Genomic DNA, 18,990 nt, shown 5'->3' with positions numbered 1-18,990 from the left:
CAGTGCGCCGGCCTTACCCCTGGGGCAGCACGCGGAAGGCGCGAAGCACTGCGGGCGTTCGGCGCAAATTGCGCAAGGAGGCCTCGACGTGTGACTGGTCTCGTGCGGCGATGACAAAACGCAAATCGGTCGTGTCCATGGCGGCTTCATCGTCCATGTCGACGTGAACGATGTCCGCTTCGGAGCTCGCCAGTTCGGCGGCGATGCGTGCCAAGACGCCCTTGCCGTTGGCCACGGTCACAACGATGCCGGTTTCGAACATGCGCGTGGGCTCATCGGCCCAGTCCACCGCGATAAAGCGCTCGCTGTCCTTGTGCTGAAGCTTTTTCGCCACGCTGCATTGGGCGTTATGAACCACCAGCCCTTCACCGCGCCCCAGGTAGCCGACGATGGGATCTCCCGGTACCGGGCGGCAGCAGTTCGCGTACTGAACGGATGCGTTTTCGCTGCCGTCCAAAGTCACGCCACCTTGCGACAGGGTTTCGTGGGATGAATACCTTTCACGGGTCAGCAACAGGGCATCGGGTCGGTGTCCATGCTCCGTCATCAGCACCATGAGGCGTTTCGCCACGATGCCCGCGATGCGTTTGCCCAGACCGATGTCGGTCATGAGTTCATTGCGTGTTCGATTGCCTGTGAAGCGGAGCAGCTTGTCCCACAGTGCCTGGTTCTCCGACTCGGTCGGCAGGCGTTCCAGCCCCTCGGCCCTCAGGGCCTGGGTCAGCAGCTTCTCTCCCAGTCCCGCTGATTCAGTATGGGCCAGCGTTTTGAGGTAGTGGCGAATCTTCGAGCGTGCGCGGCCCGTGCGCACGAAGCCCAGCCAGGCGGGATTGGGCGTGGACACCGGCGCTGTGATGATCTCCACCACATCGCCGTTCTTGAGCTCGGTCCGCAAGGGGACCTGCTCATTGTTGATCTTGGCGGCCGTGGTGCGGTCACCCACATTGCTGTGGATGGCATAGGCGAAATCGACCACCGTGGCGCCCCGTGGCAGTGCCATGATCTGGCTCTTGGGGGTGAAGACATAGACCGCATCGGGGAACAGGTCGACCTTCACATGGTCCCAGAACTCCGCTGCATCCCGCGTTTCGTTCTGAATGTCGAGCAGCGACTGGAGCCACTTGGTGCCAAGGCGCTCCGCGGCCGATCCATCGGCATCCTGTGCTTTGTACAGCCAATGGGCGGCCACGCCGGCTTCCGCCACCACGTGCATTTCCTCGGTACGCATCTGGAATTCGATGTTGACCCCGGAAGGGCCGACCAAGGTGGTGTGCAGCGACTGGTAGCCGTTGAGCTTGGCAATGGCGATGTGGTCCTTGAACCGCCCAGGAACAGGCTTGTACATCTGATGCAGCACGCCCAGTGCCGTGTAGCAATCGACCACGGTCGGCACGATCACGCGAAAGCCGTAGATGTCTGTGACCTGGGCAAAACTGAGGTGCTTGGTGTCCATCTTCTGGTAGATGGCATAGAGCGTTTTCTCGCGGCCTGCGAGGCGGGCTTTCATGCCCAGCTTCGAAAACGCGGTGTCGACCTCGGTTTGAACCCGCTGCACGATATCGCGCCGCCGGTTGCGTGATTTGTTCACTGCCTTGGACAGGGTCGCGTAGCGCCAGGGGTGGAGATGTCGGAATGACAGATCCTGCAGCTCCCGGTAGGTCTGGTTCAGCCCAAGCCGGTGGGCGATGGGGGCATAGATCTCGAGGGTTTCGGAAGAAATGCGGCCCCATTTGCTGCGCGGCATGTCCGAGAGCGTGCGCATGTTGTGCGTGCGGTCGGCCAGCTTGATCAGAATGACCCGTACATCGCGGGCCATTGCCAACAGCATCTTGCGGAAGGACTCGGCCTGGTTCTCTTCGCGGGTGTTGAACTGCAGCTTGTCGAGCTTGGTGAGGCCATCCACCAATTCGGCCACCGGCAGGCCGAAGCGATCGATGAGATCGGACTTGGTGACGCCGCAATCTTCCATGGCGTCGTGCAGCAGTGCCGCCATCAGCGCCTGGCCATCCAGCTTCCAGGTGGCGCACTGGGCCGCCACTGCGATGGGGTGGGTGATGTAGGGCTCGCCGCTGTTGCGCAACTGCCCCAGGTGGGCTTCGTCGGCAAAGCGGTAAGCCTGCCGCACCTGTTCGATGCTGGCTGCGTCGAGGTAGCCGAGGTTCTCCGTGAGGGCCGCAAAACTGGCCGCTGCTGCGTTGGCGGCTGCTGCGGACGTGCCTCCCGCCGCCCCGCTTTCGCCGGGGCGCGGGTCTTGGGCAGATGGTTTATTCAAGACCGCATTCATCCCTTTAATGTAGCTTGCTGGGGAGATCGTGGTTTTTGGCCAAAAAAAAGCACCGCAAAGCGGTGCTATTGGGCTGCAGCAGCAGACCTGGGCGCGTCAGCCCGGGACCTTCTTCAGCATCTCCAGACCGACCTTGCCTTCGGCGATTTCGCGCAAGGCGGTCACCGCAGGCTTGTTGCGGCTTTCGATCTTGGGGGCATGGCCTTGGCTCAGCATGCGGGCGCGGTACGTGGCTGCCAGCACGAGTTGAAAGCGGTTGGGGATGTGCTCGAGGCAGTCTTCAACAGTAATGCGGGCCATGCGTCTTCTCCAGAAGGATCAGGTGATATTGAGGGATTCGAACGTATCGGCCCGTGCACGGCGTTGCGCCGCATACTTCAGCCGCTGAGCGTGGACGATGGTTTTCAGGTCGAAAAGCGCACGCTCAAAGAGTTCGTTGATTATAACGAAGTCGAATTTGTAGGCCTGCTCCATTTCCTGGGCGGCATTCTTCAGCCGGACCTCGATCACGTCCGGGGCGTCTTCCCCGCGGCGTTCCAGGCGGGATCTCAGTTCTTCCCAACTGGGGGGGAGGATGAAGATGAGGACGGCATTCGCAAAGGCCTGCTTGACCTGGATGGCGCCCTGGAAGTCGATTTCCAGGACCACATCGGCGCCTTGCGCGATGCGCTCCTCGATGGCCTTGCGGGATGTGCCATAGCGGCGGCCGTGCACGTGGGCCCATTCCACGAAGCCGTCAGAGGCGACCATGGCGTCGAATTCCTGCTCCGAGGTGAAGAAGTATTCGCGGCCGTGCTTTTCCTGCCCGCGTGGTGCCCGGGTGGTGTGCGAGACCGAGGGCTGCACATGGGAGTCCAGCTCCAGCAACGCCTTGACCAGGCTCGATTTGCCCGCGCCGCTGGGCGCTGCCACTACGAATAGATTTCCAGGGTAGTCCATGCGGGATAGGTACTGGCTGCTATCAAAAAAGGATTATCACTCACTCGATGTTCTGGACCTGCTCGCGCATCTGCTCGATCAGGACCTTCATGTCCACGCTGATGCGCGTGAGTTCCATGGCGGCAGATTTGGAGCCGAGCGTGTTGGCTTCGCGGTGCAGTTCCTGGATGAGAAAGTCCAGGCGTTTGCCCACTTCACCGCCTTTCTTGAGCAGGCGTTCGATCTCGTCCAGGTGCGAATCCAGCCGGGTGATCTCTTCCGCGACGTCGATGCGGATGGCGAAGGCGGTGGCCTCGGTCAGCGCGCGGTCCTGAGCGGCTTCGGGCAGCGTGGCGTTGTCGGCCAGGGCCATGGCCTCCTTCCAGCGTTCCATGAAGCGCTGGCGCTGCTGCTCCACCAGCTTGGGAACCAGCGGCGTGGCCTGGTGGGCCAGGGCGCGCAGTTGTTCGAGCCGGTCCTGCAGCATGGCCGACAGGCGCTTGCCTTCGCGTTCACGGGCTTGGAGGAGATCTTTCAGTGCTTTCTCGGCCAGGGCCGGGACGGCATCGCTCCAGTCGTCCTGGACGGAGCCGGCATTCGCGCACAGGCGCAGGGCGTCGGCGACGCTCAAGGGGGCCGCGTCGGGCAGCCAGGCGCGCACGGCGTCCTGCGCGGAGTTCAGCCGTTGCAGCAGGCGGGGTGCCGGGTCGGGCAGGGCGGTGGTGTCTTCGTTCTCGATGGAGGCGCGGACTTCGACCTTGCCCCGCTTGAGGCGGGCGGTGAGCAGGCTGCGCAGCACCGGTTCCTGGGCGCGCAACTCGTCGGGCAAGCGGAACGACAGATCCAGGAAACGGCTGTTGACGGACCGGATCTCCAGCCCCAGGCGGCGGGTGCGGCCATCGGTTTCGCCCCCTCCCGCGGATGCACTTTGCTGTGCGCTGGCGTATCCGGTCATGCTGTAAACTGCCATTGGACTTTTCGGTGGTTGCTTGCGATCCGGCGATTATCCGGGTTCCGATTCGTGCCCGAGGTTTCTTCGCAAAATATGTCAAAAATCAAGCCGGCCCCCCTGCCGCCCGACACCACGATTGGTGGCTACCGCGTGGTGCGCCGGCTCTCCTCCGGCGGCTTCGGCGTGGTGTATCTGGCCATCGACCCGGACGGCCAGCAGGTCGCCATCAAGGAATATCTGCCTTCTTCCCTGGCCACCCGCGGCCCGGGCGAGTTGCTGCCCAAGGTGCCTCCCGAAAAGCTGTCGCTGTACCGCCTGGGCCTCAAGAGTTTCTTCGAGGAAGGCCGGGCCCTGGCGCAGATCTCGCACGCCTCGGTGGTGAGCGTGCTCAATTTCTTCCGGGAAAACGAAACCGTCTACATGGTGATGAACTACCTGGAAGGGGCCACCCTGCAGGACTTCATCATCACCGCGCGCGACCTCAAAACGCAGAAGGTGTTCCGCGAGTCCACGATCCGCTCGCTGTTCGACGAGGTGCTGCGCGGCCTGCGCATCGTGCACCAGCACAAGATGCTGCACCTTGATATCAAGCCGGCCAACATCTTCATCACCGACGACAACAAGGCGGTGATGATCGACTTCGGCGCGGCGCGCGAAGTGCTCTCGAAGGAGGGCAACTTCATCCGCCCGATGTACACGCCCGGCTTCGCGGCGCCCGAGATGTACCGCCGCGATTCGTCGATGGGCCCCTGGACCGACATCTACGCGATCGGCGCCTGCATCTACGCCTGCATGCAGGGATTCCCGCCCAACGAGGCGCCGCAGCGCTCCGACAAGGACCGCCTGTCGCTGGCGCTGACCAAGCTGCGCGGCGTTTACTCCGACAACCTGATCGAGGTGGTCGAATGGTGCATGGCGCTCGACCCGCTGTCGCGGCCCCAGTCGGTGTTCGCCTTGCAAAAGGAACTGAGCCGCGAGGGCGAGCGGCGCTACACCAAGCTGTCCGTGGGTGAGAAGATGCGCCTGCAGCTTGATACGCTGGTGTCCGATACCAAGAAGAATGTGCAGAAGGTGGGCGAGGCCACGCGAATGGGGGCGAAGCCGAAATGAAATTCTCCGTCTTCCAGGTCAGCCGTCGTGGTGGCCGCGAAACCAATGAAGACCGCATGGGCTACTGCTACACGCGGGAGTCCAGCCTGTTCGTGCTGGCGGACGGCATGGGCGGCCACCCGGAGGGCGAAGTGGCGGCGCAACTGGCGCTGCAGACGGTGTCCGCCGCGTTCCAGCGGCACGCCAAGCCCACGCTGGAAGACGTGCACGGATTTCTGGCCGACGCGCTGCTGGCCGCACACCACCAGATCCTTCGCTACGCGGCCGACCGCGGCATGCTGGACACGCCCCGCACCACGCTGGTCGTGGCGGTGGTGCAGGAAGGGTCCGCCAGCTGGATCCACTGCGGCGACTCGCGCCTGTACATGGTGCGCGGGGGCGAGCTGTTCACGCGCACACGCGACCACTCGTACCTGGAGCTGCGCAACATGCCGCTGCAGGGCATCGAACGGGTGAACCGCAATGTGCTGTTCACCTGCCTGGGATCGCCGACCAAGCCCATCTATGACATCACCGGCCCGGTGGCCCTGGAGCAGGGCGACCGCATCCTGCTGTGCTCCGACGGCCTGTGGGGCACGCTGGACGACGAGACCATCGCCCGCCAGCTGAGCCGCCTGCCGGTCTCGCAGTCGGTGCCCGACTTGGTCGAAGACGCGCTGCGCAAGGCCGGCGACACCAGCGACAACGTGACCGTGGTGGCGCTGGAGTGGGAAACGCCCGATGCGTTCGAATCCACCCAGGGCATTTCGACCGACAGCATCAGCGACGACGGGTTTTCCTCCACGATCCAGGCCGGGCCGCTCGACATGGTGGACGATGACCTGGACGACGAGGCCATCGAACGCTCCATTGCCGAGATCAACGAGGCCATCCGCCGTTCGGCCGCACGCAAGGCCTGAACGCTCGCTCCGCCCGGCGCTTGGCCTGAAGCGGCGCCTGCCGGGTGACCGTTCTGTTTTCGTTTCCTACCGGACCCCATTCCATGACCTCTTTCACCCGCCCGGGCGGCCGTGCCGCCGACCAGTTGCGCCCGGTGCGCATCACCCGCCGCTACACCATGCACGCCGAAGGCTCGGTGCTCATCGAGTTCGGCAACACCAAGGTGCTGTGCACCGCGTCGGTGGAAGAGCGCGTGCCGCCCCACAAGCGCGGCAGCGGCGAGGGCTGGGTGACGGCCGAGTACGGCATGCTGCCCCGGTCCACCCACACCCGCAGCGACCGCGAGGCGGCCCGCGGCAAGCAGAATGGCCGCACGCAGGAGATCCAGCGCCTGATCGGCCGCAGCCTGCGGGCCGTGTTCGATCTCCAGCGCCTGGGCGAGCGCACCCTGCAACTGGACTGCGACGTCATCCAGGCCGACGGCGGCACGCGCACGGCGGCCATCACCGGTGCCTGGGTCGCGGCGCAGGATGCGGTGGCCCATCTGATCGCGCGCGGCAAGCTGGCCGAATCGCCCATCACGGCCCCGCTGGCAGCCATTTCGGTCGGCATCGTGGAAGGCACGCCGCTGCTCGATCTGGAGTACGTGGAAGACGTGGCCTGCGACACCGACATGAACGTGGTGATGACCGGCGCCGGCCATTTCGTGGAGGTGCAAGGCACGGCCGAAGGCGTGGCGTTCACCCGCCAGGAGATGGACCGCCTGCTGTCGCTGGCCGAAAAGGGCGTGGCCGAACTGGTGGCGCTGCAGCAGCAGGCGCTGCGCAACGGATAGCGATAGCGAATGCGGGCTTGGCTGTCCCTGGCCAGCCCCGTTGCACCGATGGAAATCGCATTTGCTATTAAATTTGTAGCAATGTGCCCTAGATGAATATGCGCTGGAAGCCATTTTGACCATGAAACTCGTACTCGCATCCAACAACCAGGGCAAGCTGGCCGAACTGCAGACGCTGCTGGCGCCGCTCGGCGTGGTGCTCGTGCGCCAGGCGGACCTGGGCGTCGGAGAGGCGGCCGAGCCCTTTCGGACCTTCGTGGAGAACGCGCTGGCCAAGGCGCGCTTTGCCGCCCAGCACACGGGACTGCCGGCGCTGGCCGATGACGCCGGCCTGTGTGTCGATGCCTTCGGTGGATTGCCGGGCGTGGACACGGCGTATTACGCGACCCGTTTCGGCTACGACAAGGGCGACGCGAACAACGTGCGCGCGCTGTTGGAGCAGATGCAGGGCATCGACCAGCGCCGCGCGGCGATGGTGAGCACCCTGGTGGCGGTGCGCACGCCCGAGGACCCGGAGCCGCTCATCGCCGTGGGCCGGGTCGTGGGCGAGATCGCGCGCGAGCCGCGTGGCAGCCAGGGCTTCGGATTCGATCCGATCATGGTCGTGCCCGAGTTCGGCAAGACCTTCGCCGAGCTGCCGACGGAGGTGAAGAATGCCAATAGCCACCGGGGCCGGTCGGCACAGCAGATGCTGGCGCTGATGCGCGAGCGCTGGTTCTGAGGCGCTGGCGCCTTTCGGAGATTCCTGGCCGTGTCCCTTTCCATTCCCATCGTTCCCGAGGCCTCGGCCGAGGCCGCGCCGGCGCCCGTGCGCGACGTGCAGCATTCCATGCGGCCGGGCGTGCTGCAGCTGGGCACGCTGCCGCCGCTGTCGCTGTACGTGCACCTGCCCTGGTGCCTGAAAAAGTGCCCCTACTGCGATTTCAACTCGCATGAGTACCGCGATGGTGGCGTTGCGCAGGCCCTGCCCGAGCAGCGCTACCTGGACGCCTTGATGGCCGACCTGGAGGCGGCGCTGCCGCTGATCTGGGGCCGGACGGTGCATAGCATCTTCATTGGCGGTGGCACGCCCAGCCTGTTCTCGCCCGCCGCCATCGACCAGTTGATCGGCGGCCTGCGCGCGCGGCTGCGCCTGGAGGCGGACTGCGAGATCACGATGGAGGCCAATCCCGGCACGTTCGAGAAAGACCGCTTTCGGGCATACCGCGCGGCCGGGGTGACGCGGCTGTCGATCGGCGTGCAGAGCTTCGACGACCGTTGCCTGAAGGCGCTGGGGCGGGTGCACGACGGTGCCCAGGCCATGGCCGCGGTGGAAGAGGCGGCGCAGTCGTTCGAGACCTTCAATCTCGACATCATGTACGCCCTGCCGGGCCAGACGCTCGCCGATCTGGAGCGGGACATGCGCACCGCGCTGGCGCTGGGGCCGCCGCACATCTCGATCTACCACCTGACCATCGAGCCCAACACGGTGTTCGCCAAGTTCCCGCCCGTGGTGCCCGAGGATGACCAGGCCTACGCCATGCTGGACCGCATCACCGAGATGACGGCGCAGGCCGGGCTGCAGCGCTATGAAATCTCGGCCTATGCGCGCGAGGGCCACGGCTGCTTCCACAACACCAACTACTGGCAATTCGGCGACTACCTGGGCATCGGCGCGGGTGCGCACAGCAAGATCAGCTTTGCGCACCGCGTGGTGCGGCAGGTGCGATTTCGGGACCCGGGGCGGTACATGGATCACGCGCTGGCAGGCCATGCGGTGGCGCAGGACGACGAGGTGCGCCGGGCCGACCTGCCGTTCGAATACATGCTCAACGCGCTGCGCCTGCGCGAGGGGTTTGCGCTGCAGGACTTCATGGCGCGCACGGGCCTGCCATTGACCGCGATTGCCAAGGCGCTGGACGAGGCTGAGCGCAAGGGCCTGATCGAGCGCGACATGGCGCGCGTGCGCCCCACCGAGCGGGGCTTCGATTTCCTGAGCGACCTGCAGGCGCTCTTTCTGGCCGACTGACGGGCGAGCGCTCCGGCGCCTGGACCGCCAGCCACCACCGGCCGAGCCGACCGGGTGCCGGTCGTCAGCCGCAGCGCGCCGCGACGATGCGGCCGTTGGCGTCCACCTGCAGGTTCAGGCGGGTGGCGTCGAATTCCTTGGTCACGATCTGGTCGGGGCGCAGCACGCGGGCCATCTGCGCGCCCGAGCGCACCCGGGCGTCCTCCACCACCTTGGCCGTGCTGTTCTGGCCCACCACCACCTGTGCGGGCGGGCCGCTGCAGATGCCGCCCGCGGGCGCGCCCGTGCTGCTGGTGGTGCCCGGCGTGGCGCTGCCCCAGGGGGCGTTGGTGGTGCAGCCGGCGGCCAGCAGGGCGGCGGCGATGAGAGCGAAGGCCGTCAGGGAGCGTTGGGACATGGTGGAAAGCGATGTCGTTGGTGAATGAAAGGAGCACACCTTAGCGCAGGGTGCTGGCGGCAGGGTCACCAGTGGTAACGCGGCAGCGGTCCCCGCGCCGTCCCTGCGGCCAGGGGGGCCGAAGGGTCAATTCCGCGCCGGCGCAGGGAGCGCCGCCGCGGAAGCATCCAGGCCCAGGTCGCGCACCTTGGCCGCCGCGGCGTTGGCTTGTGACGCGGACGCGAACGGACCCACCCGCACGCGCAGCAGCTTCTGCCCGCCCGAGGTGGTGACGGGCTGCGACGTGGCTGGCAACCCGGCCTCCCGCAGCCGGGCATGGGCGCGGCGCGCATTGGCGGGTTCGGCAAAAAGGCCGACGTTGATGTACAGGCGGCGGTCGGGCGCGGCGGTCGCGCTGGATGCACTCGCAGCTGGGGTGGAGGTTTTGTCCGAGGCCGTCGCCGTCCGAGCCGCGGCGGGCTTGGGCGCGGAGGCGCGCGGTTTGGTCGGTTCGGCAGCCGCACGGCTGGCGGGTGCGGCTTTCGAGGCCGCCGTGGCCGGGGCCGACGCTGGTGCCGGCGCGGCTACCGCCTGCGCTGGCACGGTGGCCGGTACGGAGGCCGTGGATGGAGCGGGCCGGGCGGCGGGCGACTGCACGGGGGAGGACGCGCTGAGCGCCGTGGCCCGCGTGGGTTCTGCCGAGACCTGGGAGGCGACGGCAGATGCCGAAGCCGCTATGGACGGGGCTGCTGCGGAGGAGGCCGCTGGCGCGCGCGGAGTGGCTTGCGGGGCTTGTGCTTTCGCCGGCAGCGAAGCCGCAGGGACGGGCGCGGCGGGCGCACTGGCCCCGGCTGCGAATGGTTCGGTGGGAGTGGGGCCAGGGAGCGGGGCGGTGGCCGGCGCTTCGGCCTGCACGGCACCGCTGGCCCCGTTCGATGCCGCTGGCCTGGCGGCAGGTGCCATCCCGGGGGCGGTCGCTGGCACGGCCGATGCGGCGGGCGTGGGCGCTGCCGCAGGAGGGCTACCGGAGGCGGGGCCAGCCAAAGAAGCCCCGGCAGGCAGCAGCAGGTACAGCGCCAGCGCGGCCACCGCCAGCGCCACGTTGGCCGCGGCGATCCACCCCAGCCGGCGCCGGGTCGCCGCGCGGCGGGCGAGCCATTCGCCCGCCTGGGGCAAGGTGGCCGAGGCCGAGAGCGCCTTGGTGATGCGCTTGCGCACCTCGGCATGAAAGATGGCGTCGCCGTACAGCCCCGGCACCACGGTGGCGGCCAGCAAAAGCGCGAGCAGCACGCCCGACAGCACCGGCAGCGGCCACTGCGCCACGTACTGGCCCAGCGCGAACACCAGCAATGCCACGCCTTCGAGGGCGGCCACGTAGACGAGGGCGGCCCCCCAGAGCTGGCGGAACACCAGCCAGTTCAGCGTGCACAGGGCCGCGGCCCAGTTCCAGCGCGGCAGCGGGCGGCCCGCGGTGTCCAGCCGCTCGAAGGCGGGCAGGTAGTAGTCGGCATTGACCGGGCCGATCGCGGCGCGGTAGAGCGTTCCCATCGTGGTGTCGTCGGAGCGGCGCGGAACGAGGGCGGCATGGGCCGAATAAGCCGTGTGGGCAAGCATGGCGAGATTCTGGCACGCACCCCGCCGTGTGGGGCGCTGGGCGCGTGCGGTTTACCCGGGGCGGTGCGATGCGCCAGGCGTGTCCGGGGCGCTCGGCGGGGCATGGACGATGGTGTACAGGCCCACGTCCACCCGGCCGGTGCTGAAGCCGGCTTCGCAATAGCACAGGTAGTACTCCCACAGCCGCCGGAACGGCGCATCGAAGCCCAGCGGCTCGATCGTGGGCCAGGCGCTCAGGAAGCGGTGGCGCCATTCGGCCAGGGTGGTCGCATAGCTGGGGCCGAAGGTTTCCGCGGCCTGCAGTGCCAGGCCCGCGTTCGCCAGCGCTTGCCGCAGCCGGGAGGGCGAGGGCAGCATGCCGCCCGGAAAGATGTAGCGCTGGATGAAGTCGGTGGTGCTGCGGTACTGTTCGAACTGCGCGTCCGCGATGGTGATGACCTGCACCACGGCCCGGCCGCCGGGGCGCAGCCGCTCTTTGAGCGTTTCGAAATAGGCCGGCCAGTAGCGCTCGCCCACGGCCTCCAGCATTTCGATGGAGACGATGTGGTCGAACTGGCCTTCGACGTCGCGGTAGTCCTGCAGCCGCAGATCGATGTGCTTGGTGAGCGCCTCGTCATGCACGCGCTGGCGGGCGTGGCGCAACTGCTCGGACGACAGGGTGAGGCCGGTCACCGATGCGCCGGTGTCGCGGGCCAGGGCAATGGCCAGGGCGCCCCAGCCGCAGCCGATCTCCAGCACGCGTTCGCCGGCCCGGGGCGCCAGCAGGGTGGCGATGCGGGCCAGCTTGGCCTGCTGCGCCTGATCCAGCGATTCCTGGCCCGTGGCGTAGATGGCGCTGGAATAGAGCATGTCCGGGTCCAGCCACTGGGCATAGAAATCGTTGCCCATGTCGTAATGGAACGAGATGTTCTGGCGGCTGCCCCGGCGGGTGTTGGCGCGGCGCAGGTGAAACAGCCGCGCCAGCAGCCGCGCCGGCAGGCTGGCCTGCAGCGCGCGGCCCCAGCCGGCCTCGTTGCGCACGCCCAGCTCCAGCAGAGCGGCCAGGTCGGGGCTGGACCATTCACCCTGGCGGTAGCTCTCCGCCAGACCCAGGTCGCCGCCCACGGCCAGGCGCCACAGCGGGCGCCAGCGGTGCAGCACGAGGGTGCCGTGGGGCCCGGGCTCGGTGCCGCGGCCCTCGGCGCGTTCACCGCCGGGCAGCTCCACGGTCAGGGTGCCGCAGCGCACGTTGGTCAGCAAGCGGCGCAGCACGCGCTGCAAGGGCCGCGACCGCCAGGTGGCCCGGCGGGGCATCGACGCGACCGCATGCGTGCCGTCCGTCGGAAGTCCGGTGGAGGGGGTGGGGAGGGTCATAGGTCTTTGGTTTTGATGATGGTCACGGGCAGGGCTGGCGCGGGCGGCTTGGTGTGCAGCGGCACTCTTTTGATCCAGAGCTTCAGTGCTTCCCAGTGGATGGCGCCCATCACTTTCAGCGTGAGCAGCGGGTGGGTGAGGAAGGTGCGGGCGAGGGCGCGGTCGTCGAGCGGCCGGCGGCGCGCATGGAAGCGCGCGACCAGCACGGGTCCGTTCGCATCGCTGGCCGTGATGCCCACGCCCAGGTGGTCGCGCTGCGCCGCGGGCAGGGAGATGTCGAAGGCATAGCGCATCGACAGCCCCAGAAAGGGCGACACATGGAATTCCTTGTCGCACGACTGCCGGATGCGGGTGGCGTGCTGCTCGGCTTCGGGGACGGCAATCAGGTAGCTGTGGCGCTCGCCGAAGGTGTTGTTCACCTCGTAGAGCAGGGCCTGGAGCGCGCCGTCGGGCCGGTGGCAGAAGTACACGGTCAGCGGGTTGAAGGCGTAGCCCAGGATGCGCGGCATGGTCAGCAGCTCGATGCGGCCGCCGGGCGCCAGCCCCGCCCGGGCCAGTTGCTGCTCCACATGCTGGCGCATCGGCAGGCCCTCGGCGCCGCCGTAGTCCTTCTCGTGCAGGCTGAACAGGTTGAAGCGGTTGACGGAGAACAACCGCAGGCGTCGGTCGAGCCCTGCCAGTTCGTCCAGATCGATCAGCAGCGAAAAGACGCGGTACTGCAGCCGGTGCCGCGCCGGGCTGAGCCGCTGGTGCATCACGCGGCCGGTATAGAGCGCGGACTGGCCGGTCACCGCTCGGCCCCTGGGTGCGCTGCAGTTCCTGCAGAGACTGCGGACAGGTGGATGCGGCCGGATTCGTTGTCAACGCTCCAGGGCCGGCGCACGCCGCCCAGGGCCTCCGCCACGGCGAGGCCGGCCTGCAGCCCGTCTTCGTGGAACCCGGAGCCGAAGTAGGCGCCGCAGAACCAGGTGCGCCGCTGGCCCTGCAGCGACCAGAGCGATCGCTGGGCCTGCATGGCGGCGCCGTTGAAGATCGGGTGCTCGTAGGTCTGCGTGTGCAGCAGGTGGCGGGGGTGCGGCTCCTGCGTCGGGTTGAGGGTGAGGAACAGCGGGGTGGCGTCCGGAATGTGCTGTAGGCGGTTCATCCAGTAGGTCACGCTGAGGGCCTCGCTGCGTTCGCGCTCGGCAGCGTAGTTCCAGCTGGACCACACCGCTCGGCGCCGGGGCATCAGGGCCGGGTCGTTGTGCAGCACGGCCCGGTTGCGGCTGTAGCCGAAGGCGCCGAGCAGGTCGGTCTCTGCCGGGCTCGCATCCGGCAGCAGGCGCAGGGCCTGGTCGGCATGGGTGGCGATGACCACCTGGTCGAAACGCCGCGATTCCTGCGCATCGCCCGTGCGCACGTAGGCGCCCTCGGCGGTGCGCCGCACTTCGATGGCCGCGCTGTCCAGCCGCAGCCCCTGCCCGAGAACCTCCGTGATCTTCTGCACGTAGCGCTGGCTGCCGCCTTGCACGGTGCGCCAGGCCGGGCGGTGCCCGAGGTTCAGCAGGTGGTGGTTTTCGCAAAAGCGCACGAACGCCTGGACGGGGTACTCGCCGATGCGCGCCGCGGGCGTGGACCAGATGGCGGCGGCCATGGGATAGAGGTGGTCCTCGCGGAACGCCCGGCCATAGCCATGCTGGTCGAGGTAGGCATCGAGCGAGAGGTCGCCCAGTCGGCGGACATCGGCGGGCGCCCGGCGGTAAAAGCGAACCAGATCGCGCAGCATCGACCAGAAGCGCGGGCTCAGCAGATTGCTGCGCTGGGCGAACACGCCGCCAAAGCCCGTGCCGCTGTACTCGAGTGCGCCGCCATCCAGGCTCACGCCGAAGGACATGTCGGTGGCCAGCGTGGCCACCTGCAGGTGCGCGAACAGCGCCGTCAGGTTGGGATAGGCCGATTCGTTGTAGACGATGAACCCGGTGTCCACGGCGATCTCGCCCCCCGGCCCGGGCACGTGCACGGTGTGGCTGTGGCCGCCGGGCCGGCGGTCGGCCTCGAACAGCGTGACCTGGTGGCGTTGGGCGAGCAGCCACGCGGCCGACAGGCCGGAAATGCCGCTGCCGATCACGGCCACATCCAGCGGCCGTCCCGGCGGGGCGGCCTTGGCAGGCGATGCGGGCGCGTGCGCCGCATGGATTGTCATTGCGTCCATCCTCGAAGTCTCCTCGCGGAGTATTGTGTGGGTATACGCAGTGGCTGCGCGTTTGGATTCCACCAGATGGACGTGATCTAATCCGCCGGGTGTTGCGTATGAGCAGCATGACCACCGTCCGCCAGCCCGCAGAGCGGCCTTCCAGGCCTCGAAAATCCTGGCCTCCTTATTTGTCGATCGTGACCCAGCCACCCACCCATGGAGCCCATCCGACGGGAGACGCGTTGAGCGCCCTGGTCCAGGCGGTGGCGTCCCAGGGCGACCGGCAGGCGTTCGCGGCGCTGTTCAAGCACTTCGCCCCGCGCGTGAAGGCCTACCTCATGCGCCTCGGAACCCCGGAGAGCGTGGCGGAAGACCTCGCTCAGGAGGCGCTGGTCAGCGTCTGGCGCAAGGCGCACCTGTTCGACCCGGCCCACGCTGGCGTGTCCACCTGGGTTTTCACGATTGCGCGCAACCTGCGGGTGGATTATTTCCGGCGCCGCTCCAATCTGGCGCTAGAGCAGGACGAGGGCCAGGGCGAACAGATCCCCGACACGGCGCCTGCGCCCGACGAACATTGCTACGCCGCCCAGCAAGAGAGCGAAGTAAGGCGTGCCCTGCAGCAGTTGTCGCCCGACCAGGCGCAGGTGCTGCAGCTGTCTTTCTTCGAAGAGCATCCCCACGCCCGGATCGCGCAGGATCTGGGCATTCCGCTGGGCACCGTGAAGTCGCGGGTCCGCCTGGCGATGAACCATTTGCGCCGCTTGCTCGGCCACCTTGAGCCATGACGATCCAACACCATCCCGCCGACGACGTGCTGCTGGCCCAGGCCGCCGGGCACCTGCCCGCGGCCGCCTCGCTGCTGATCCAGGCGCATGTGGCCATGTGCGCGCACTGCCGCGAGCGCTTGTGCACACTCGAAATGGTCGGCGGTGCCATGCTGGACGGCATCGCCCCGGCCACGTTGCAGCCCGATGCGTTGGCGAGCACCCTGGCGGTGATCGACGGCGTAGCGCATCGTCCTGGTCATGGCGCTGGCCGCCGGCCATCGACGCGCCCCGGATCCTGGCCGCAAGGGGCCTTCTGGCCCGATGCGCTTGATGCCTGCCAGGTTTCGCCCTGGCGCTGGCTCGGTCCCGGCGTGCGCTGGAGCCGCGTGATCCTGCCGGACGATGCCCAGGCCAACGTGCTGCTCCTGCGGATCGGTGCGGGCAAGCGTTTGCCGCAGCACACGCACAGCGAGGTGGAATGGACCCAGGTGTTGCATGGCGCCTTCCACGATGGGCGCGCGCGGTTCGGCCCGGGAGATTTCGACGGCGCCGATGGGCAGGTGCACCATCAGCCGGTGGTGGAGCCGGGCGGCGAATGCATCTGCCTGGCGGGCATCGAAGGTCGGGTGGTTTTCGATGGCGCCATCGCGCGCTGGGCCGGCGCGCTCGTCGGCATGTGAGCGGGATCGCGCCCTGTCCAGGGCGCGTGGCGGCCATCAATCAGCGCAGCGGGCCGCCCCAGCGCAGGGTCGCCAGGCAGGCTGCCGTGGCGGCTGCGCCCGTGACGAAAGCGCCCCAGCACATATCGGCGATCGTCACGCTCCACGGCCAGTCTTTCAAGGTGGCCTGGTTGGTCAGGTCGTAGGTGGCATAGGCGATCAACCCCAGCAGGGCGCCCATGCCCAGGGCCGATGTCCAGCTGCGCTGCTCCACCGCAGGCAACACCGCCATCACGACCACGCCGGCGACGTAGATCAGGTAGAACAACGCCGCGGGCGCCACCGAAAACTTGTCCTGCATGAGGTGCCCGATGGCGGGGCGGTAAAGGCGGTCGGCCATGGTGGAGAGCCACACGGCGTCGAGCGCCAGGAAGACCAGGGCCGTGGAGGCATAGGCGACGGCAAAGGGGCGGATCATCATGGGTTTTCTCCTGAGAGTCGGTTATTTCAATCGGTAGCTGAGCCGGCGGCCGCTGCCCACGGTGGAGTCGAGGCCGATCCACGCGCCGTCGGCGGCATACCAGAGGTCGATGGGCTGCGGCAACCCGGTGATTCGCCAGCGCACTGCCGCCACGGTTTCGCCCCGCACATCGAGGGTGCCTTCGCCCTGCCGCACCACCTGCACGGCATCGATCTTGCCCGTCTGGGCATTGAGCAACTGCGTCTGGCTCAGGATGGCCGGGTTCCAGTACGCAAAACTCAAGGTGCACGCGGGCATGCCTTCGGCGGGCGGAGTGGCGCTGCCCGGCGCGGGAAAGCGCAGGTCCACTTTGTTGACCTTGCCATCGTCCTGCGTCTCCGCGGTGATGGCTTCAAGGCATCCATCGCGCCAGAGTTCACGGGCATCGTGCCGGTAGCGATAGACGACCAGGCCGAGCAGCTTGACGGCAAAGCGTGCTTCGCTGGTCAGCACGCGCTCCTGGGCCGCAGGCGCCGACAGTCGAAAGCGGTGTTCGCCGATCGGCGTGCCATCCAGGGCCACCTGGAAATTCCACTCGTTTGCCGCCGGCATCGCTGCGGCCGCAGGCATGGCCGTAGCAGTCCACAGCAAGGCGGCGGCAACGCACCAGGCGGTTTGCTGGCCGGGGGATGCCAGGCGGCCGGTCATCGGGAGCCTCCGGTGCGCGGTGGTCCCGGAATGAAGGCATTGGTGCGCAGCATGTACTCGCGGTAGGCCGGGCGGCGCTCGGCGATGTCTTTTTCCAGCAGTGCCACGCCCGACACGCGCAGCAGCAGGACCGTCATGAGCGCGGGCGACACGATGGTCCATACGCCCGCCCAGCCCGTACCTGCGAGCGCCACGAGCCAGAGGCCCCACCAGACGCAGGCCTCACCGAAATAGTTGGGGTGGCGCGTGAACCGCCACAGTCCCCGGTCCATGACCTGCCCCGCATGGGCGGGATCGGATTTGAAGCGCGCCATCTGCGCATCGCCCACCGCTTCGAACACGATGCCGAATCCGGCCAGGGCAATGCCGATCGCATCGATCGCGCCCAGTGGGCGGGGCGATGCCGCCAGGCCTGCCAGCAACGGCGCCGAGACGATCCAGGCCAGCATGGCTTGCAGGCCGAACACGAGGTAGAGGCTTTTGAAGGCGAAGTTCGGGCGGTTGCGTTCGCGCATCGCGCGGTAGCGGTGGTCTTCGCCGTGCCCCCAATTGCGTGCGGTGATATAGACGCACAGCCGCAGTCCCCAGATCCCCGACAACAGCAGCAACGCGGTGCCCCGGGCCCCAAGGCTCGGGGCCAAGGCCCCATACACGGCGCCGCAGCCGGCGATGAGTATGGGCCAGGCCCGATCGGCCAGGCTGGCGTCCTTGCGGGCAAGGCTCACCACCCACGTGGCAACGGACGCGGACAGGGCCCAGGCGAGGCCGAACAAGGCCCAGGTGGTGGTGGCTGATGCGTTCATGCCCATCCGATCAGTTGCGACGGTCGAACAGGTAGTGGCTCACCCACCATTGCTGCCCACCGTGAAAGCCGAAGAGTTCTTCCACCGACAGGAAGAACAGGCGCCACCGGCTCCACCATGCCGGCGCGTCTTCTCCGTAGGTTCGGCGGAACAGTGGCATGAGCGCGTCGTGTTGCAGATCCATGTTGTCCAGCCAGGCGCGGGCCGTGCGTTCGTAATGCGTGCCATCCCAACGCCAGCGCCGCCGCAACTGCAGATCGTCCTGGCAGTGCAGGGCCAGATCGTCGCTGGGCATCATGCCACCGGAGAAGAAATGCTTGCTCATCCAGTCGCTCGCGTCGCGTTCCTCAAACGGGTAGGGCGCCTCGCGGTGCGCGAACACATGCATGAAGAAACGGCCACCGGGTGCGAGCCAGCGCGACACGTTGGCAAAGGCCTGCGGCCAGTTGCGCAGATGCTCGAACATCTCCACCGAAACGATGCGGTCGAAGCGGTCCGCAATGTCGAAGCGGTTGAAATCGCAGGTGATCACCTGCACGTTGGACAGACCGCGCCTGGCCGCCTCGGCGTTGATGTAGGCGCGCTGCGAGTGCGAATTGGAGACCGCGGTGATGCGGCTGGCGGGATAGCGCTGAGCCATCCACAGCGTGAGGGACCCCCAGCCGCAGCCCAGCTCCAGAATGCGCTGCCCGTCGGCCAGGCCGGCGTGCTCGCACGTCCGAAGGAGCGCGGCTTCTTCTGCCTGCGCCAGGGTGGCAGCTCCGTCGCCCCAGTAGCCGCTGCTGTACTTGCGATGCGGGCCGAGCACCGCGCCGAAGAATTCGGCCGGCACCTCGTAATGCTGCTCGTTGGCCTTGTCGGGCAGTGGTGCCAGTTCGGCCGTGCGCATGGCGTCCACGAACGCCTGCGTCTGCTCTGCCGCGGCTGCGGCGTCGCCGCTGCGCATTTCCTGCAGGCGTTCTTTCAAAAGACGGCGGATGCCGTAGCGCACCATCTGGTCGGGCACGATGCCTTGCTCGGCCCATCGAATGGCATTGGCGGTGCTTTTCGGCATGTGCGGCTCCTGGAATGCCGCATCGGAATGTGCGGCC

The 18,990-nt window shown here is 67.5% G+C and carries 20 protein-coding genes; 7 read left to right on the top strand and 13 right to left on the bottom strand.

The window, feature by feature from the left end; genetic code table 11:
- Positions 1–13 precede the first annotated feature (13 nt).
- The 4 genes from AVME950_RS06660 to AVME950_RS06645 form a co-directional block, all read right to left on the bottom strand.
- On the bottom strand, positions 14–2,284 hold the full coding sequence (locus tag AVME950_RS06660) for a RelA/SpoT family protein (protein WP_284402680.1): 2,271 nt from the start codon (positions 2,282–2,284) through the stop codon (positions 14–16).
- A 96-nt stretch (positions 2,285–2,380) separates the two neighbouring features.
- Entirely contained in the window at positions 2,381–2,584 is a 204-nt protein-coding gene (rpoZ, locus tag AVME950_RS06655) for a DNA-directed RNA polymerase subunit omega (protein ID WP_272564822.1), read from the bottom strand.
- Positions 2,585–2,602: 18 nt separating this feature from the next.
- Positions 2,603–3,223: a guanylate kinase gene (gene gmk / locus AVME950_RS06650; protein WP_284429207.1), complete on the bottom strand. Its 621-nt coding sequence runs from the start codon at positions 3,221–3,223 to the stop codon at positions 2,603–2,605.
- Positions 3,224–3,263: 40 nt separating this feature from the next.
- Positions 3,264–4,157 (bottom strand): YicC/YloC family endoribonuclease, encoded by an 894-nt coding sequence (locus tag AVME950_RS06645; protein WP_284424763.1) that lies wholly within the window; start codon positions 4,155–4,157, stop codon positions 3,264–3,266.
- Positions 4,158–4,247: 90 nt separating this feature from the next.
- On the opposite strand from AVME950_RS06645, the gene AVME950_RS06640 reads away from it, so the two are divergent.
- From AVME950_RS06640 to hemW, 5 genes are all read left to right on the top strand, one after another.
- Positions 4,248–5,264 (top strand): serine/threonine protein kinase, encoded by a 1,017-nt coding sequence (locus tag AVME950_RS06640; RefSeq protein WP_272548837.1) that lies wholly within the window; start codon positions 4,248–4,250, stop codon positions 5,262–5,264.
- Positions 5,261–6,163, top strand: a complete 903-nt coding sequence (locus tag AVME950_RS06635) for a PP2C family protein-serine/threonine phosphatase (RefSeq protein ID WP_284424634.1) — start codon at positions 5,261–5,263, stop codon at positions 6,161–6,163. Before AVME950_RS06640 ends, AVME950_RS06635 begins: the two co-directional genes overlap by 4 nt.
- An 83-nt stretch (positions 6,164–6,246) precedes the next feature.
- Positions 6,247–6,978: a ribonuclease PH gene (gene rph / locus AVME950_RS06630; RefSeq protein ID WP_272564819.1), complete on the top strand. Its 732-nt coding sequence runs from the start codon at positions 6,247–6,249 to the stop codon at positions 6,976–6,978.
- 121 nt (positions 6,979–7,099) lie between these two features.
- Complete coding sequence (gene rdgB, locus AVME950_RS06625) at positions 7,100–7,699, top strand: RdgB/HAM1 family non-canonical purine NTP pyrophosphatase (protein WP_284429206.1); 600 nt, start codon at positions 7,100–7,102, stop codon at positions 7,697–7,699.
- 30 nt (positions 7,700–7,729) lie between these two features.
- Entirely contained in the window at positions 7,730–8,986 is a 1,257-nt protein-coding gene (gene hemW / locus AVME950_RS06620; protein ID WP_284429205.1) for a radical SAM family heme chaperone HemW, read from the top strand.
- A gap of 64 nt (positions 8,987–9,050) precedes the next feature.
- Here the strand turns inward: hemW and AVME950_RS06615 are convergent, their stop codons facing one another.
- The 5 genes from AVME950_RS06615 to AVME950_RS06595 form a co-directional block, all read right to left on the bottom strand.
- Positions 9,051–9,383, bottom strand: a complete 333-nt coding sequence (locus AVME950_RS06615; protein WP_284429204.1) for an I78 family peptidase inhibitor — start codon at positions 9,381–9,383, stop codon at positions 9,051–9,053.
- Positions 9,384–9,509: 126 nt separating this feature from the next.
- On the bottom strand, positions 9,510–10,976 hold the full coding sequence (locus tag AVME950_RS06610) for an SPOR domain-containing protein (RefSeq protein WP_284429203.1): 1,467 nt from the start codon (positions 10,974–10,976) through the stop codon (positions 9,510–9,512).
- A 51-nt stretch (positions 10,977–11,027) separates the two neighbouring features.
- Positions 11,028–12,329 (bottom strand): SAM-dependent methyltransferase, encoded by a 1,302-nt coding sequence (locus tag AVME950_RS06605; RefSeq protein WP_284429202.1) that lies wholly within the window; start codon positions 12,327–12,329, stop codon positions 11,028–11,030.
- On the bottom strand, positions 12,326–13,120 hold the full coding sequence (locus tag AVME950_RS06600; protein ID WP_284429201.1) for a DUF1365 domain-containing protein: 795 nt from the start codon (positions 13,118–13,120) through the stop codon (positions 12,326–12,328). The genes AVME950_RS06605 and AVME950_RS06600 overlap by 4 nt, the downstream gene beginning before the upstream one ends.
- Entirely contained in the window at positions 13,117–14,511 is a 1,395-nt protein-coding gene (locus tag AVME950_RS06595) for an NAD(P)/FAD-dependent oxidoreductase (RefSeq protein ID WP_284429200.1), read from the bottom strand. Before AVME950_RS06595 ends, AVME950_RS06600 begins: the two co-directional genes overlap by 4 nt.
- Positions 14,512–14,744: 233 nt before the next feature.
- Here AVME950_RS06595 and AVME950_RS06590 point away from each other — a divergent pair, with 233 nt between their 5' ends.
- Positions 14,745–15,287 carry a sigma-70 family RNA polymerase sigma factor gene (locus tag AVME950_RS06590; protein WP_284429199.1) on the top strand — a complete coding sequence of 181 codons (543 nt, stop codon included), beginning with the start codon at positions 14,745–14,747 and terminating at the stop codon, positions 15,285–15,287.
- Positions 15,284–15,949, top strand: a complete 666-nt coding sequence (locus AVME950_RS06585; protein ID WP_284429198.1) for a ChrR family anti-sigma-E factor — start codon at positions 15,284–15,286, stop codon at positions 15,947–15,949. The genes AVME950_RS06590 and AVME950_RS06585 overlap by 4 nt, the downstream gene beginning before the upstream one ends.
- Before the next feature lie 40 nt (positions 15,950–15,989).
- Here the strand turns inward: AVME950_RS06585 and AVME950_RS06580 are convergent, their stop codons facing one another.
- The 4 genes from AVME950_RS06580 to AVME950_RS06565 are packed head-to-tail and all read right to left on the bottom strand — an operon-like array spanning position 15,990 to position 18,953.
- A complete protein-coding gene (locus AVME950_RS06580; protein ID WP_284429197.1) occupies positions 15,990–16,409 on the bottom strand; it encodes a DUF2177 family protein in 420 nt (139 codons plus the stop codon).
- Between the two features lie 21 nt (positions 16,410–16,430).
- Positions 16,431–17,096 carry a DUF6134 family protein gene (locus AVME950_RS06575; RefSeq protein ID WP_284429196.1) on the bottom strand — a complete coding sequence of 222 codons (666 nt, stop codon included), beginning with the start codon at positions 17,094–17,096 and terminating at the stop codon, positions 16,431–16,433.
- Positions 17,093–17,899, bottom strand: a complete 807-nt coding sequence (locus AVME950_RS06570) for a DUF1295 domain-containing protein (protein WP_284429195.1) — start codon at positions 17,897–17,899, stop codon at positions 17,093–17,095. Before AVME950_RS06570 ends, AVME950_RS06575 begins: the two co-directional genes overlap by 4 nt.
- A 10-nt stretch (positions 17,900–17,909) precedes the next feature.
- Positions 17,910–18,953, bottom strand: coding sequence for an SAM-dependent methyltransferase (locus AVME950_RS06565; protein WP_284429194.1), 1,044 nt, complete (start codon positions 18,951–18,953; stop codon positions 17,910–17,912).
- Positions 18,954–18,990 lie beyond the last annotated feature (37 nt).

Source organism: Acidovorax sp. SUPP950 (genome assembly GCF_030158935.1).
Lineage (GTDB): Bacteria > Pseudomonadota > Gammaproteobacteria > Burkholderiales > Burkholderiaceae_C > Paracidovorax.
Note: the sequence above shows the minus strand (reverse complement) of the source record. Positions and strands in the feature narration are given on the sequence as shown.